The sequence below is a fragment of the Bradyrhizobium sp. Arg816 genome (genome assembly GCF_029989365.1).
Taxonomy (GTDB): Bacteria; Pseudomonadota; Alphaproteobacteria; order Rhizobiales; family Xanthobacteraceae; genus Bradyrhizobium.
The window spans coordinates 259,404-274,036 of sequence record NZ_JAPRAQ010000003.1 but is presented as its reverse complement, the minus strand read 5'-3'; the positions used below and the strand labels follow the sequence as shown (position 1 = coordinate 274,036).

Genomic DNA, 14,633 nt, shown 5'->3' with positions numbered 1-14,633 from the left:
CGACCGCTCACCAGGCGTAGCGAACGCTACCCTTGCCGGCATAGCTGCGGGTAACGTTGGAGAACTCGCCTTCGAAACTCGCCGCCGTCGACCAGCCGTTCGGCCAGCTCATCGCCACCGAGGCCGTAGTGAGCGCGGAGTCGCGGGCCTGTGCGGCGCCGTTGACGACGAAGCTCGCGCCCGGCAGCGCCTGGAAGGTGGCGGCGATCGAGCGATCGGGATTGAAATCATGTGCCCAGGCAAGGCGGCCGCGCAGGCTCAGCACGCCGTCTCGCATGGCGAAGGATTTGTCGGTTCGCAGGCCGAGCTCGCTGCGCGTATCCGTGACACTCTTTGCGGCATAGCTCAAGGCGAACGCGGCCGAGCCCGAGACGGCCTGCTCGGCATAGGCCGGCAGATCGAGCGTCGTGAACTGCGCCGCGCCATAGGGCGTGATGCCGATCCCGCCGATCCACGGCGCGACAAAACGGTAGCCGCCTTCGATGCGGCCGGAATACGCGTTCGCGTCGAACTCGGCACGCAAACGATCGGTGCCGGCGATGGTCACGGTGCGATCTGTCGTGATGTCCTGCCAGCCATAGGCCAGCGCGGCGGAGATATACGCCGGACCATTCGTGTGGCGCAGATAGGCGCCGGCCTGGAACAGGTCGGAGCGGCCGGAGCCGAGACCGTTGACATTGAAGCTGGTGCCGCCGCCGGCGAGCGCGAAGCCGAGCAACGTATTCGGCGAGAGCAGATAGTCGGCACCAACGGCCGTGCCGGCGATGCGGCTCGTCGTGTCGTTCGAGCCGGCCGCCGCATTGCCGTCGGTCGATTGCGAACCACCAAAGCCCGCGGCCCACACGCTCCAGCGCTGCGCGAAGCTCTGCGGCGGCGCCTTGCTGACCATGGCAAATGCATCGGTGCGCTTGCGTGCGGCGTAGGCGCTTGAACTGTCCTCTTCCGCAAAGCCGAACGTGCCTCCGGCCGGGTCCGCCCCACCGTTTCGCTGCGCCAGGGGATCGGTGAGCAGGCCCATGAACTGGCCCATGGCAGCAAACGTGGTCTGCTGCGAGCCCGTTCCGGATTCGCCGGAAGCCTGGGTCAGGCCTGGTGCCGTCATGCCGCCATAGACCAGCGGGATGCCGCCATTGACGTTGAAGGAATTGACCAGCGTGTTCGCCACCGCCTGCTGATTGCCGTTCAGCCCGGAATTCGACGGCGGGACGAAGGCCAGGGACAGATTCAGATAGACCTTGTTTCCGTTTGCGTCGTAGCCGAGATCGGTCTTGAAGTTCGCCGGCAGATTGCTGTTCGCGACCGCCGAAGCAAAGCTGCCGGAGATGCCGCCGCTCGCGCTGAGGATCGTGTACCTTTTCTCGATGTAACTGCCGGCCGCGAACACCGCGTTGACGGTGGCACCGCCGAGCGTCGCGCTTCCGGTGACGTTCGCATAGGACGCCGTCGGCGGATTGACCTGGACCTGATAAATGGCGCCCGATTGCAAGACGAGATTGCCGATGATGCTTGTCGAGCTGCCCGGCGTGCCGTTGCCCGGCGCGAATGTGCCACCGCTGGCAATCGCCACCGTCAGCGGATCGATGGTGCCGGCCCCCATCAGCACACCGCCGGAATTCACCGTCACCGCCGAAGTGCCGGTGATTGTTCCCTCGACGTCAAGCACGCCGCCGTTCACGGTGGTCGCACCGGTATAGCCGTTGATGCCGAGCAGCATCGTCAGGCCCGCGGTCGTCGTCAGGCTCGCGGAGCCGCCGATGCCATTGAGGATGCCGCCAGTGGACGTGATGGGCGCGTTCAGACTGCCGTTGCGGATCATACCGCCATTGAGGCCAACTGCGCTCTGGGTTTGCGTCGTGCGACCGAGGTCGAGCGTGGCACCGCTGTTGACCGTCGTCAATCCGCCGACGTCGCCCAGCGTACCGGCGCCGCTCAGGGCGAGCGTGCCGCCATTGATGAAGGTGCCGCCGGCATAGGTGTTGGCGCCCGTCAGCGTCAGCGTGCCCAGCCCGGTCTTTGTCAACGATCCCGTATTGATGATCTGGCCCGACAACGTCGCGTTGAAGCCGTTGGCGTCGATCGTGCCGCCGCCGGCCAGCAGCGAGATCGTCCGCGCGCTGTTGAAAGCACCGGTGAATTGCAGCGTGCCGCCATTGAAATTGATGTATTGCCCGAAGCCCAGCGCGGTGAGGGCCGCATCGCTGGCGACCGAAAGCGCCCCACCCGCCGCGACGATGACGTTCGGGCCGATAAACGCGGTACCGACATTGCCGCTGCCCACGATAGGAATGGATACCGAGGTTACGATCGTGTTGGTCGCGGTATCCAGCACATAGGATCCAAGCCCGGTCGTGATATAGGCGCGGCTCCCGTCGGGCGTTACAGTCACCCCGAGGCCGGAGCCTGGCAAAGCCAGAGTTGCGATTACGGTGTTCGTCGCCGCATTGATGACCGCGAGTTGATTGGACTGGGTGGTGGTCACATAGATCCGTGAACCATCGGGACTGACCGCAACACTCAAGGGGAATCCGGTGACCGGAACGGTCGCGACGACCGATTGCGATGCCGCATTGATCACCGAGACGGAGCTGCTGGTTTGATTGGCCACATAAATCTTGCTGCCGTCAGGCGACAGGGTGACGCCGGAAGGCGCGTTTCCGACCGCGATCGTGCCTATCACGGCTTTCGACGTGGCATCGATGATCGAGACGCTGTCGGAGGCTGCATTGGAGACATAGATTCGAGTCGCGTCCGGCGAGACCGCAATCCCGAGGGGATGCGAACCTACCGCAATGGGTGAGCCAACCACGTGATTGGTCGCGGTCGAGACGACGGTGACCGAATTGCTTAGGTTGGACGCCACGTAGAGGCTCGTGCCATCCGCACTGAGAGCCAACGCAGCGAGCGATCCAGCGACGATGGGAATGGTCGCGACAACATTCCGGCTGACGACGTCGATGACATCGACTTCGCCGCTTGCATATGCGGCAACGTAGGTGAAACGGCCATCGGGCGAGAACACCGCGTTCGTGGGATATGCGCCCGTCGCGATGGCCGCCCCGATCGGAGCATTGGTCAGCGTATCGAATTCAAGCACCTGCCCGGGCGTGCTGCTGCTTCCAGTCCAGATCCCGTAATTGTCGATTTGCGCCCGGCTGGCAGAGGTCGCGCCGAGGTACGACAGGACCATGACCGCAAATGTCCGCCAGGCTCGCGCTTTCCCGGTGCGCCTGCGCCAGCGCGATTTCGAACCACTCGCGCCCGTCATTCCCACTTCCAATCGCACGCGGCACCCCATTCCGAACGGCGCAGCCCCCCGCGTGGCGGCACCGGCACTCAATTGGCGAACGGACCTCTAGCAGGCCGACTCGTCGCATGATGTGCCCAACGTCTCAGGGCGATAAAATCGGTGCGGATTCCGGACGACCTGTGCCAAATCCGTCGCGGCCTCGCCCAACGTTGCTTGCACACTGATTTCCGAATAGCTACATGCCGAAATGATGTTGGTGTGCCGCCGGTCTTCGAATATCGAGTCCATGCGGTCCTGCCTCGTCGTGGGGTGATGCAGGCGGCACGGCCGTGAACGAGAATATGCTGGCGGACATCCCAGGGCGCGGGGTGCACGCGCTAAGGCAGTTGCGCGCCATGACGGCCGACATCTGCGACGTCGTTCCGCTCACCGCGGAAGACGATTTCCATGTCACCACCCTGACGACGATGACCCGCAATGCGTTGCTGGTCGATACGCGCGCGACCGACCAGGAATACGACCGGACGCCGGCACACGTCGCCCGCGGCGCGATGGATCACTTTCAGATCACCCTGTGCGTCGAAGGCGAGATGCAGTTCAGCTCCGGCCGCCGCGAGGTGACGCTGGGGCCCGGTGACATCGTTCTCATCGACATGGCGCAGCCGAACCGGACGGTGTTGCGCGCGTCTGGTAGCCGCACCCGCCTGACGGCGATCATCCTGCAACGCGCCATGCTCGCACCGCGGCTCGCGCATCCGGATTCGGCCACGGCGACCCTGCTGCCGTCAAACCATCCACACGCGCGGCTGCTCTCCAACCATTACGCCGCGCTTGCGCTGCCGCCCGAACCCGAGGCCGGCAGCCCCGAGGCCACAATCGAAGCCATCGCCGATATCGTCGCCGCAGCCGCGGGCGGGACGGCCGACATTGCCGCAGGGGTCGAACGCGCCGAGCGGCATCTTTATCTCGCACTGATCAAGCGCCACATCGCCGATAATCTCGAGACCGACGCGCTCACCGTGGCAGCGATCTGCCACCACTTCCAGATCTCGCGCGCCACCCTCTATCGGCTGTTCGAGGCGGACGGCGGGCTGGCGCACTACGTGAGGGAGCAGCGGCTCAATCTCGCTTTCCGCCAGCTGATATCGCCGTCCGCGGAGGACACGCGGCTGATCGACCTTGCCGTCGGCATGCGCTTCAGCAGCGATTCCACCTTCATTCGCGCATTCCGCCGCAAGTTCGGCTTGACGCCGGGCGAACTGAGGGAGCTGGCCGACAATTGGCTCCGCGAGACCGGTGCGGTCCCGAGCATCGACACGGTGCTGCATCAACTGGCCCGACGCACGTCACAAAACGGGTGACGGCCTTCAGGCGAGGTGGCACGCCACGAAGTGCCCGCCCGCCCCTTCCCTCAGCTCGGGTGCGCTTTCCGCGCAGCGCGGCTGGGCGATCGGGCAGCGGGTGTGGAAGTGGCAGCCGGATGGCGGCTTCATCGGGCTCGGCACGTCGCCCTTGAGGCGAATGCGTTCACGCTTGAGCTTGGGATCGGGCACCGGCACCGCCGACAACAGCGCTCTGGTGTAGGGATGCTGCGGATTGCGGTAGAGATCGCTCGCTTTCGCCAGCTCGACGATCCGGCCGAGATACATCACGGCGACGCGGTCGGAGATGTGCTCGACCACCGACAGGTCGTGCGCGACGAACAGATAGGTGAGGTTCAGCTCGGCCTGGAGATCCTCCAGCAGATTGATCACCTGCGCCTGGATCGACACGTCGAGCGCGGATACCGGCTCGTCGCAGACGATCAGCTTCGGCTCGACCGCGAGCGCCCGCGCGATCACGATGCGCTGGCGCTGGCCGCCCGAGAATTCGTGCGGGTAGCGGCGCATGTGCTCCGCCTTGAGACCGACCTTCACGAGCAGGCTGGCGACGCGCTCCTCGCGCTCCTTGGCCGAGGACCCGAGCTTATGGATAATCAGGGCCTCACCGAGGATGGCGCCGACCGTCATGCGCGGATTGAGCGAGGCGAACGGATCCTGGAACACCAGCTGCATGTTCCGCCGCATCGCGCGCAAATCATTGCCGCCGAGCTTACGCACGTCCTGGCCGTCGAACACGACCTCGCCGTCGGTCGGCTCGATCAGCCGCAGCACGCAGCGGCCGGTGGTGGATTTGCCGCAGCCGGATTCGCCGACGAGACCGAGCGTCTCGCCGCGATTGACGGAGAACGAGACCCCGTCGACCGCATAGACGCTGCCGACCTGGCGCGACAACAGGCCGCCGAGCACGGGGAAATATTTCTTCAGGCCGCTGACGCGGAGCAAGGGCTCGGTCATGCCGTGCCTCCCAACTGCGTATCTCCCAAATGACAGGCCATGCGGTGGCCGGGCGCGATCTCGCGCAGCAGCGGCTCCTTCTCGGTGCAAACGCTCATGGCGTGGCGGCAGCGCGGAGCAAAGCGGCAGCCGACCGGCGGATTGATCAGGATCGGCACCGAGCCGCCGATCGCTTCGAGCCTTGTCTTGTGCTCGCTGTCGAGATCGATGCGCGGGATCGAGCGGATCAGGCCCTGTGTATACGGATGACCGGGATTGCCGAAGAGGTCGTCGACGAGCGCTTCCTCCACCACCTTGCCGGCATACATCACGACGACGCGCTGCGCGGTCTCGGCGACGACGCCCATGGCGTGGGTGATCAGCATCACCGCCATGCCGAAGCGCTCCTTCATGTCCTGCAAGAGGTCGAGGATCTGCGCCTGGATGGTGACGTCGAGCGCGGTGGTGGGCTCGTCGGCGATGATCAGCTTCGGCCTGCAGGCGAGCGCCATCGCGATCATCACGCGCTGGCGCATGCCGCCCGAGAACTGGTGCGGATAATTGTGCACGCGGCCTTCAGCGTTGGGGATCTGCACCAGCTTCAGCATCTCGATGGTGCGCTCGAGCGCCTGCTTCTTCGTCACCGCTTCATGGCGGCGCAGGCTCTCGGCGATCTGCTCGCCGATGGTGAGCACCGGATTGAGCGAGGTCATCGGCTCCTGGAAGATGAAGCCGATCTCCTTGGCCCTGATCTCGTCGAGCTGACGGCTCGTCAGCGGCACGAGATCGCGGCCCTCGAAGATGATCTGGCCCGCCGCGATACGGCCGGGCGGCATGGCGATCAGCTTCAGGATCGACATCGCGGTCACGGTCTTGCCGCAGCCGGATTCGCCGACGACACAGAGCGTCTCGCCCTTGTTGATGGAGATGTCGACACCGTCGACGGCCTGCAGGATGCCGTCGTCGGTCGAGAAGTGGGTTTTCAGCCCTTTGATTTCCAGCAGCGGCGCCATCAGATCACCCGTCGCGCATCGAGCGCGTCACGCAGGCCGTCGCCGATGAAGTTGATGGCGACCACCGCGATGAAGATCGCGCCGCCCGGAAACAGCGCCCAATGCGGGCCGATGTCGAGGAAATCCTTGGCGTCGTACAACAGCCGGCCCCAGGTCGGCGTATCCGGCGGAAAGCCGAGGCCGAGGAAGGACAGCGTCGATTCCGCGATGATGGCGGCAGCGACGTCGATGGTGCCGGCGATGATCACCGGACCGAGCGCATTGGGCAGGATGTGCCGGACCACCTGGCGCACCGGACTTGCGCCGAGCGCACGGGCCGCCTCGACGAACTCCTTCTCGCGGATCGACAGGAACTGCGCACGCACGAGGCGTGCCACCGGCATCCAGCGCAAGCCGCCGATCACGAGCACGATCAGGATGAAGATGCCGCCCTCGGGACCGAACATCTGCTTCAGCCCGTCGCGGAAGAGATAGATCAACAGCAGCAGCAGCGGCAGCTGCGGCAGGGACAGGAAGAGGTCGGTGAGCCACATCAGGCCGTGGCCGAGCGCGCCGCGCGACATGCCGGCGAGCGCGCCGATCAGGACACCGATAAAGACCGAGACCAGCATCGCAGCAAGGCCGACTGCAAGCGAGATGCGCCCGCCATAGATCATGCGGGCCAGGATGTCCTGCCCGAGATCGTCCGTGCCGAACGGATGGGCAAGCGACAGCCCCTGCATGCCCGCAACGATATCGATGTCGTCGATCTTGACCCGCCAGACGAAGGGGCCGGCCACCACCGCGAGGATCAGAATGAGGAGCAGAAACGCACTGACCACGGCGAGCTTGTGGCGGCTGTAGCGCCGCCACATCTCGCGCCAGGGCGAGTAGACGCGCCGCTCAGCGGAGGGAGATGCGAGGGTCAAGCCAGCCATAAAGGACGTCCGCGATGAGATTGAACAGCACGACGAGGCACGCGAAGACGAAGGTGACGGCCATCACCACCGGCGTGTCGTTGGAGAGGATGGAGGAGATCAGCAGCGAGCCGATGCCGGGGATGCGGAAGATCTGCTCGGTGACGATTGCGCCGCCGAACACGGCCGGCATCTGCAACGCAATCAGGGTGACGACCGGGATCATGGCGTTGCGCATCACGTGCTTGACGATGACCTTGGCCTGCCCGAGTCCCTTGGCGCGGGCGGTGGTGACGTAGTCGAGCCGGATCACGTCGAGCATCGCCGAGCGAACGAAACGCGTCATCGACGCCGCCTGGAACAGACCGAGCACCGCCACCGGCATGATTGCCTGCCGGATCATCTCCAGCACCCAACGGATGCCGGTGCCCTTGATGTCGGTCGTATAGACGAAAGGCAGCCAGTCCAGCGTGACCGAGAAGATCAGGATGAACAGGATGCCGGTGAAGAAGGTCGGCAGCGAGAAGCCGACGAAGGCGAGCGTGTTGGCGATCTGGTCGAACAGCGAATAGGGCTTTGTCGCCGCATAGACCCCGACCGGGATCGCAATCAGGAGCGCCAGGATCTGCGCCGAACCGATCACGTAGAGTGTTGCCGGCAGACGCTGGAGGATCAGCGTGTCGACGTTCATCCGGCTGACGAAGGAGAAACCCCAGTCACCGTGCAGCATGGCGTTGAGCCAGTGCAGGTAACGAAGGTAGATCGGATCGTCGAGGCCGAACTTCGCCCGAAGCGCGAGAGCGACTTCGGGCGGCACGTTCGGATTGGTCGCCAGTTCCGAGAAGGGATCGCCGGGTGCCAGGGCAAGCACGACGAACAGCACCAGGGAGATGCCAAGCAGACTCGGAACGGCGATCAGCAGACGACGCAGGACATACTGACTCATAAAGGACGATCCCGGTTTAGGCCTGCGTGATCATTCCTCCCGGTACCAGTCGAACAGATTGTCGGTCTCGTTGGCCCAGCCGGAAACGACGGGCCGCAGATTGTTGGCGGCCGCCTCGACCTTCAGGCGGTGCTGCACCGGAATGAACACGGTGTCCTGGTACATGAGGTCATTGGCCTTGATGTAGAGCGCCGCGCGCTTGACCGGATCCATCTCGCCGTCCGCGGCCTGGATGGTCTCGTCGTACTCCTTGTTGACCCAGCGCGGGAAGTTGGTGCCCTGCCACTTGTTCTCCTTGGTGGCGACGAGGTTCGAAAGGTAGCGACGCATGTGCTGCGACGGATCGGGCTGGCTCAGCGGGATCTGGAACATCTCCATGTCGGCGTAGAACTTGGAATAGGTGTCGGGATTGCCGACGTCGGAGGAAAAGAACACGGAGGCGACGACCGATTTCAGCTCGACGTCGATCCCCGCCTTCTGGCAGGCCTGCTTGACGATCGCCTGTGTCTTCTGGCGCGGGCCGTTGATCGAGGTCTGGTAGACGAGCTTCAGCTTCTTCCCGTCCTTCTCGCGGATGCCGTCGGTGCCCGGCTTCCAGCCGGCCTCGTCGAGGACCTTCGAGGCCTTCTCCACGCTGAACTCCCACGAGGTGTTCTTGGATACGAATTTTTCCGGCCCGTTGAGGAAGTTGGCGGTGGTGCGGCCGGCGCGGCCGTAGATCGCCTTCTTGACCGATTCGCGATCGATCAACAGCGAGAGCGCCTTGCGCACCGCCGGATCTGAAAACAGCGGATGCTTGGTCTTCATCGACGAGCGTTCGCCATCGACCTCGGTGTTGGGATCAGTGAAGTTCAGTGCGATGAACTCGGTGTCTCCGCCGACCGCGTAGACGGTCTTTCCCTTGCCGCCCTTCTCCAGGCGCAGCAGCACGTCGTCCTCGACCTGGATGTTCCATCCGAAATCATATTCGCCGGTCTGGATCACCGCGCGCGCCGCCGAGACGGCATCGCCACCACCCTTCATCTCGATCGTATCGAAATAGGGACGGTTCGCCATGTGATAGTCGGGATTGATCACGCCGCGGACGAGATCGCCCGGCTTGAACTCGACGAATTTGTAGGGGCCGGTGCCGACCGGCGAGAGGTTGGTCGGAGCCTCCCGCGATTTGGACCCCATATAGTCCTTGAACAGATGTTTCGGGATGATGGTGTTGGGAGCCCCGACGAAGGCGTCGGCCCAGAACGGCGTCGGCTTGTTGAAAAGGATGCGAACCGTGAGTTCGTCCACCTTTTCGACCGTGATATCGCGGAGCGTCGCGATCGTCAGAGCCGAGGTCGCCGGATCCTTGGCATATTCCCAGTTGAACACGACGTCGTCGGCCGTGAACGGCGTGCCGTCATGCCATTTGACGCCGGGTTTGAGCTTCCAGGTCACCGACTTGCCGTCGGCTGCGAGGCCGCCGTTCTGGATCGAGGGAATTTCGGCGGCCAGAACCAGCTTCATGTTGCCGTCGGGATCCCAACAGGCGAGCGGCTCGTAGAACAGGCGCGCGCCGTCCTGGTCCTTGGTGCCGGTGGCGAAATGCGGATTGAGCAGGGTCGGACCCTGCCACCACAGCAGCTTCAATGCACCGCCGCCGCCGCGCTTGGTCGGCTTGTAGGTCGAGGCACCTTCCGCCATGGCGACGCCGCCGAGCGCGAGAATCTGGTTGGCGAGGGGTGCGGTGAGGCCGACCGCGGCCATACGCTTGATGAAGGCACGGCGATCCATCCGCCCGTCCTTCACGTCACCGATCATCGAACGCAGTTCTTTATCCAGCATGGTTGTCCCCCGTCTGGTTCCCGTATGGATGCAGGCAGCCGCACCGCGGCCGCCGGGTTTTGCTGGCGGTAGATGGCACACCGAATAGGCCGCGCGTCAACTGCGACCGTGTGTATGCAAACGGTGTTTTGGCTGCCCGTTGGGCAAAACCGCGTTCCGCAGCCCAAGCGTTCGGCAATCCGGCGTCAAAACGCGCCGAAATCCACGTTGCACTGCGAAAAATTTGTTCGCCGGATCAGACGAAGTATCGAGACGAAATTCTACGCCACGGACATGGTCAGCGGCGGCGCGACGTGGTCCGGCAGCGGACAGACATAAGGTGTCTTGGCGGTCCGCTTCTGCAAATCCGCTTTCGCGGCCTTGATCAGCTCCGGATCCGTCAACGCCTTGATGCCGATCCCGGCCATCGCCTTGGCCGCCTGCACCATGGCCTTATGAGCGTGTCCGCTCTTGCCCTGCGCCACCACCTGCCAGGTGTGGAACGGCGTGCCGATTGCAACCGTGGGTGCGTGAACCTGCACGGTCGGCACCACCCAGCTCACGTCGCCGACGTCGGTCGAGCCGACCAGCGGGTTGCGCTTGGCATCGAGCGGCACCAGGAAGTCGGCCAGCGGCCGGTCGGTCGGCTCCATACCGATCGCATAATAGACCGACGCGATGTCCTTGTCGGTCAGCGTCGCGCGGATCTGGCTGGCAAAGCCCTTGTCGGCGTCGTCGAAATGCGGCGGTCCGAGATCTTCCATCACCCGATGCAGCGCCTGCTCCAGCGGCGTGTTCGGCAGGATGTTGGAGACGGCAGAGATGATCTTCATCTCGACCTTGGTCTCGGTCATCAAGGCCGCGCCTTCTGCGATCTTGCTGACGCGTCCGACCAGCTCGTTCATGCCGGGCAGATCGCGGGCGCGGATCGAATAGCGTACGCGCGCATGCGCCTGCACCACGTTGGGGGCGATGCCGCCGGTGTCGAGCAGGGCGTAATGCACGCGCGCGTCGCTCGGCATGTGCTCGCGCATGTAGTTCACGCCGACATTCATCAGCTCCACCGCGTCGAGCGCGGAGCGGCCGAGATGCGGCGAGGCCGCCGCATGCGAGGTGCGACCGGTGAAGATGAAATCCGCGCGGGTGTTGGCGAGCGACGGCGTCACGGCGACTTCCCAGAAGCTGTGCGGATGCCAGGTGATGGCGATGTCGGCGTCTTCAAACGCGCCCGAGCGCACCATGAAGGCCTTGGCTGCGCCGCCCTCTTCCGCCGGACAACCGTAATAGCGCACGCGGCCGGGCACCTTGTTCTCGGCGAGCCAGTCCTTCATCGCGGTCGCGGCGAGCAGCGCCGCGGAACCAAGCAGATTGTGGCCGCAACCATGGCCGTGGCCGCCGGTCTCGACCGGACGGTGCTCGGCGACGCCGGCCTCCTGGCTGAGGCCCGGCAGCGCGTCATATTCACCCATGAAGGCGATGACCGGACCGCCCTCACCCCACTCGCCCATCACCGCAGTGGGGATGCCCGCGACCTTCTCGGTGATACGGAAACCCTGGTGGCGCAGCTCGGCGAGATGCTCGGCGGCGGACCGCGCCTCGGTGTAGCACACCTCGGGCATGCCCCAGACCCTGTCGCTGAGGTCGATGAAACGCGCCTTGATCGTGTCGACGCCACGCCAGATGTCGCTGCGGTTATCCATGCTTCGGTCCGTGATCTCTTGGTCAAACGAAGCGGCAATGGTTAGCAGCTTCATTGCACCCCGCCTAGCACGTCGCGGGACAGCAGCCATGCGGCCGGTGCCGGATCGCGCGGGCGCTTGCCACCTATGCGGGCGTTCCTGTGCCTGTCGAAGATTTCACGCGGCGATCTCCGGAATAGTTGGGAACGAGGCTTTCAAGACGGCCTCCTCCAGCCTAAATTATGAGTGCTTCGCGCGTCGTTCCGCCAGCCACGGCGGAGCAATGCTCTCAGCCAGGAGAACTCCATGCCCGCCCTGACCGAATGGAGAGTGCCGCCGGCCAATCAGCCGCGCGCGAGCGATTACGGTTTCGATCTCGACCGCTCGCTCGGGTCCGTCGTCGGCCTGCACGCCATCATCCCGCCCGATGCCTTCAGTGCCGAAACGCTGGGCACCGAACGCGCCGGCAACGGCGTCGTGATCGACAACGGGCTGGTGCTCACCATCGGCTACCTCATTACCGAGGCGGAATCGGTGTGGCTGCATCTCGCCGACGGGCGCGTCGTCGAGGGGCATGCGCTCGGTTTCGATTCCGTCTCCGGCTTCGGCCTCGTGCAGGCGCTCGGTCACCTCGACGTCGAACCCTTGCCGCTCGGCAACTCGGCGAAAACAAGGGTCGGCGACCGCGTCGTAGTCGGCGGCGCCGGCGGCCGCACCCGATCGGTCGCGAGCCAGATCGTAGCCAAGCAGGAATTCGCCGGCTATTGGGAATATCTGCTGGACGAAGCGGTATTCACCTATCCCGCGCATCCGAACTGGGGCGGCACAGCGCTGCTCAATGAGCGCGGGGAGCTGATCGGTATCGGCTCGCTCCAGCTGGAGCGCGAACGCGACGGCAAGGCCGAGCACGTCAACATGATTGTGCCGATCGACCTGTTGAAGCCGGTGCTCGACGATCTGCGCAAATTCGGTCGCGTCAATAAGCCGTCGCGCCCCTGGCTCGGGCTCTATTCGACCGAGATCGACAACCGCCTGGTGGTGATCGGGATCTCCGCCAACGGCCCGGCCGCACGCGCCGAGCTGAAGACCGGCGATGTCATCCTTGCGGTGGACGGCGAGGAGGTGACGAGCCAGACCGCCTTCTACAAGAAGATGTGGGCGCTGGGCGCTGCCGGCGTCGACGTGCCGCTGACCGTGCATCATGAAGGCGTCACCTTCGACGTCACGGTGACCTCAACCGATCGCTTCAAGCTGCTCAAGGCGCCGAAGCTGCACTGACACCACCGAACCGACGCAAGGAAGCGGCGATGACCGAGGCCGTCGTTGACGACATCGTGACCGTGCTGCCGCCGCTGCTCAACGCGCTGGAAGCACTCGGCTTCTTCCAGCGAAACCTGCATCCGCCGGCCTTTGCCTCGGTGATGAATGCGATCGGCACGCCCGACGAGGCGCTGCAAGCGGCATACGCTGCGATCGGCGCCTGGCCCGAGCCGTTCACCGGGCTGCGCGAGCGGCTCGACCGCGCCTGCAACGAGACGCTCGCCGCCTTTGCCGGCATACGCGAGGTCGAGCGTGGCAATGGCGATCTCGTCGCAGTCTTCCGCGCGCTGCGCCATCTGCCTCGTGCGCAGGAAGCGCTGTATCCGCTGTCGACCCAGTTTCCGCCGGTGAGCAGCTTCTTCCTCAACGCTGCCAATCGCGAGAATGACGACCTGCTGGTGCGGCTGGAAGCCGGCGCGGGCGAACACACCGGCATCTTCCACGACCACAACGAGCCCGGCAGCCGCGGCGGCTTCTCGGTCTATGTGCCAGAATATTATTCGCCGGAGCGCGCCATGCCGCTGGTGATGGCGCTGCATGGCGGCAGCGGCAACGGCCGCGGTTTTCTCTGGAGTTGGCTCCGCGACGCCCGCAGCGTTGGCGCGATCCTGGTGGCGCCGACCGCGACCGGCCCGACATGGGCGCTGATGGGCGACGATAGCGACACGCCGAACCTCATGCGCATTCTCGACACGGTGCGCAGCCGCTGGGCGATCGACGCCTCGCGCCTGCTGCTGACCGGCATGAGTGACGGCGGCACCTTCTGCTACGTCACCGGGCTCGACGGCGCCTCGCCCTTCACGCATCTCGCGCCGGTGTCGGCGACCTTCCATCCGCTGATGGCGGAGATGGCGGACGCCGCGCGCCTGCAGGGACTGCCGATCTTCATCACCCACGGCAAGCTCGACTGGATGTTTCCGGTACAGACCGCGCGTCAGACGCAGGCAGCCCTCTCCGCCGCCGGCGCCGACGTCACCTATCGCGAGATCGACGATCTCAGCCACACCTATCCGCGCGAGATCAACGCGGAGCTGCTGGAGTGGCTGAACGGCGGATGAACGAGTCGTCCTTACCTGCGCCGTACTGCCGCGGAACCATCACTCCGGGCCGACGTTATCGCCCGTCACCGGAGGTTCGCAGATGCAGACGTTTTTCGGAATGATTTTGGGCGCGCTGCTGCTCGGTTGCGGCGTGTACGTCTATGATTCCATGCAGACGTCGTCGGTCGCCAATGGCGAGGTCGCGACGACCAACCGCACCATCGTGAACTGGGACGTCGCCAAGGCCGATTGGGATGCGCTACGCGATCGCACGCACAAGGACTGGGTCCGCATCTCGTCGAAATAACGACGCCGTATCACGAACAAGGCGCCGTCGCGGGTCCGCGGCGGCGCCTTTGCGTTGACGGCGATCGATC

At 64.8% G+C, this 14,633-nt stretch carries 11 protein-coding genes; 4 read left to right on the top strand and 7 right to left on the bottom strand.

The annotated features are described in order from the left end of the window. Positions 1-7 precede the first annotated feature (7 nt). The gene (locus OWC48_RS10030) at positions 8-3,265 is read right to left on the bottom strand and encodes an autotransporter domain-containing protein (protein ID WP_282519837.1); all 3,258 of its coding nucleotides are present in this window, start codon (positions 3,263-3,265) and stop codon (positions 8-10) included. Between the two features lie 323 nt (positions 3,266-3,588). Between OWC48_RS10030 and OWC48_RS10025 the strand changes: the two genes are divergently transcribed. After that, positions 3,589-4,608: a helix-turn-helix domain-containing protein gene (locus OWC48_RS10025; RefSeq protein ID WP_282519836.1), complete on the top strand. Its 1,020-nt coding sequence runs from the start codon at positions 3,589-3,591 to the stop codon at positions 4,606-4,608. A gap of 6 nt (positions 4,609-4,614) precedes the next feature. On the opposite strand, the gene OWC48_RS10020 is transcribed toward OWC48_RS10025, so the two are convergent. The 6 genes from OWC48_RS10020 to OWC48_RS09995 all read right to left on the bottom strand — a co-directional run bounded on the left by OWC48_RS10020 (position 4,615) and on the right by OWC48_RS09995 (position 11,917). Further along, positions 4,615-5,583 carry an ABC transporter ATP-binding protein gene (locus tag OWC48_RS10020; protein WP_282519835.1) on the bottom strand — a complete coding sequence of 323 codons (969 nt, stop codon included), beginning with the start codon at positions 5,581-5,583 and terminating at the stop codon, positions 4,615-4,617. Then, complete coding sequence (locus OWC48_RS10015; protein ID WP_282519834.1) at positions 5,580-6,575, bottom strand: ABC transporter ATP-binding protein; 996 nt, start codon at positions 6,573-6,575, stop codon at positions 5,580-5,582. The genes OWC48_RS10020 and OWC48_RS10015 overlap by 4 nt, the downstream gene beginning before the upstream one ends. Beyond that, entirely contained in the window at positions 6,575-7,492 is a 918-nt protein-coding gene (locus OWC48_RS10010; protein ID WP_282519833.1) for an ABC transporter permease, read from the bottom strand. The genes OWC48_RS10015 and OWC48_RS10010 overlap by 1 nt, the downstream gene beginning before the upstream one ends. Continuing rightward, complete coding sequence (locus OWC48_RS10005) at positions 7,458-8,417, bottom strand: ABC transporter permease (RefSeq protein WP_282519832.1); 960 nt, start codon at positions 8,415-8,417, stop codon at positions 7,458-7,460. Before OWC48_RS10005 ends, OWC48_RS10010 begins: the two co-directional genes overlap by 35 nt. Positions 8,418-8,447: 30 nt before the next feature. Next, positions 8,448-10,238: a peptide ABC transporter substrate-binding protein gene (locus OWC48_RS10000; RefSeq protein ID WP_282519831.1), complete on the bottom strand. Its 1,791-nt coding sequence runs from the start codon at positions 10,236-10,238 to the stop codon at positions 8,448-8,450. Positions 10,239-10,498: 260 nt separating this feature from the next. Then, positions 10,499-11,917, bottom strand: coding sequence for a M20 family metallopeptidase (locus tag OWC48_RS09995; protein WP_282519830.1), 1,419 nt, complete (start codon positions 11,915-11,917; stop codon positions 10,499-10,501). A gap of 285 nt (positions 11,918-12,202) precedes the next feature. Between OWC48_RS09995 and OWC48_RS09990 the strand changes: the two genes are divergently transcribed. From OWC48_RS09990 to OWC48_RS09980, 3 genes are all read left to right on the top strand, one after another. Next, the gene (locus OWC48_RS09990) at positions 12,203-13,174 is read left to right on the top strand and encodes a S1C family serine protease (RefSeq protein ID WP_282519829.1); all 972 of its coding nucleotides are present in this window, start codon (positions 12,203-12,205) and stop codon (positions 13,172-13,174) included. A gap of 29 nt (positions 13,175-13,203) precedes the next feature. Beyond that, the gene (locus OWC48_RS09985) at positions 13,204-14,274 is read left to right on the top strand and encodes a phospholipase (protein ID WP_282519828.1); all 1,071 of its coding nucleotides are present in this window, start codon (positions 13,204-13,206) and stop codon (positions 14,272-14,274) included. A gap of 82 nt (positions 14,275-14,356) precedes the next feature. Beyond that, entirely contained in the window at positions 14,357-14,563 is a 207-nt protein-coding gene (locus OWC48_RS09980; protein ID WP_282519827.1) for a hypothetical protein, read from the top strand. Positions 14,564-14,633: the final 70 nt, after the last annotated feature.

Coding starts and splice junctions, on each gene's coding strand:
- OWC48_RS10025 (WP_282519836.1), top strand. CDS start 3,589: ATGCTGGCGGACATCCCAGGGCGCGGGGTGCACGCGCTAAGGCAGTTG.
- OWC48_RS09990 (WP_282519829.1), top strand. CDS start 12,203: ATGCCCGCCCTGACCGAATGGAGAGTGCCGCCGGCCAATCAGCCGCGC.
- OWC48_RS10020 (WP_282519835.1), bottom strand. CDS start 5,583: ATGACCGAGCCCTTGCTCCGCGTCAGCGGCCTGAAGAAATATTTCCCC.
- OWC48_RS10005 (WP_282519832.1), bottom strand. CDS start 8,417: ATGAGTCAGTATGTCCTGCGTCGTCTGCTGATCGCCGTTCCGAGTCTG.
- OWC48_RS09985 (WP_282519828.1), top strand. CDS start 13,204: ATGACCGAGGCCGTCGTTGACGACATCGTGACCGTGCTGCCGCCGCTG.
- OWC48_RS09980 (WP_282519827.1), top strand. CDS start 14,357: ATGCAGACGTTTTTCGGAATGATTTTGGGCGCGCTGCTGCTCGGTTGC.
- OWC48_RS10000 (WP_282519831.1), bottom strand. CDS start 10,238: ATGCTGGATAAAGAACTGCGTTCGATGATCGGTGACGTGAAGGACGGG.
- OWC48_RS10030 (WP_282519837.1), bottom strand. CDS start 3,265: ATGACGGGCGCGAGTGGTTCGAAATCGCGCTGGCGCAGGCGCACCGGG.
- OWC48_RS10015 (WP_282519834.1), bottom strand. CDS start 6,575: ATGGCGCCGCTGCTGGAAATCAAAGGGCTGAAAACCCACTTCTCGACC.
- OWC48_RS10010 (WP_282519833.1), bottom strand. CDS start 7,492: ATGGCTGGCTTGACCCTCGCATCTCCCTCCGCTGAGCGGCGCGTCTAC.
- OWC48_RS09995 (WP_282519830.1), bottom strand. CDS start 11,917: ATGGATAACCGCAGCGACATCTGGCGTGGCGTCGACACGATCAAGGCG.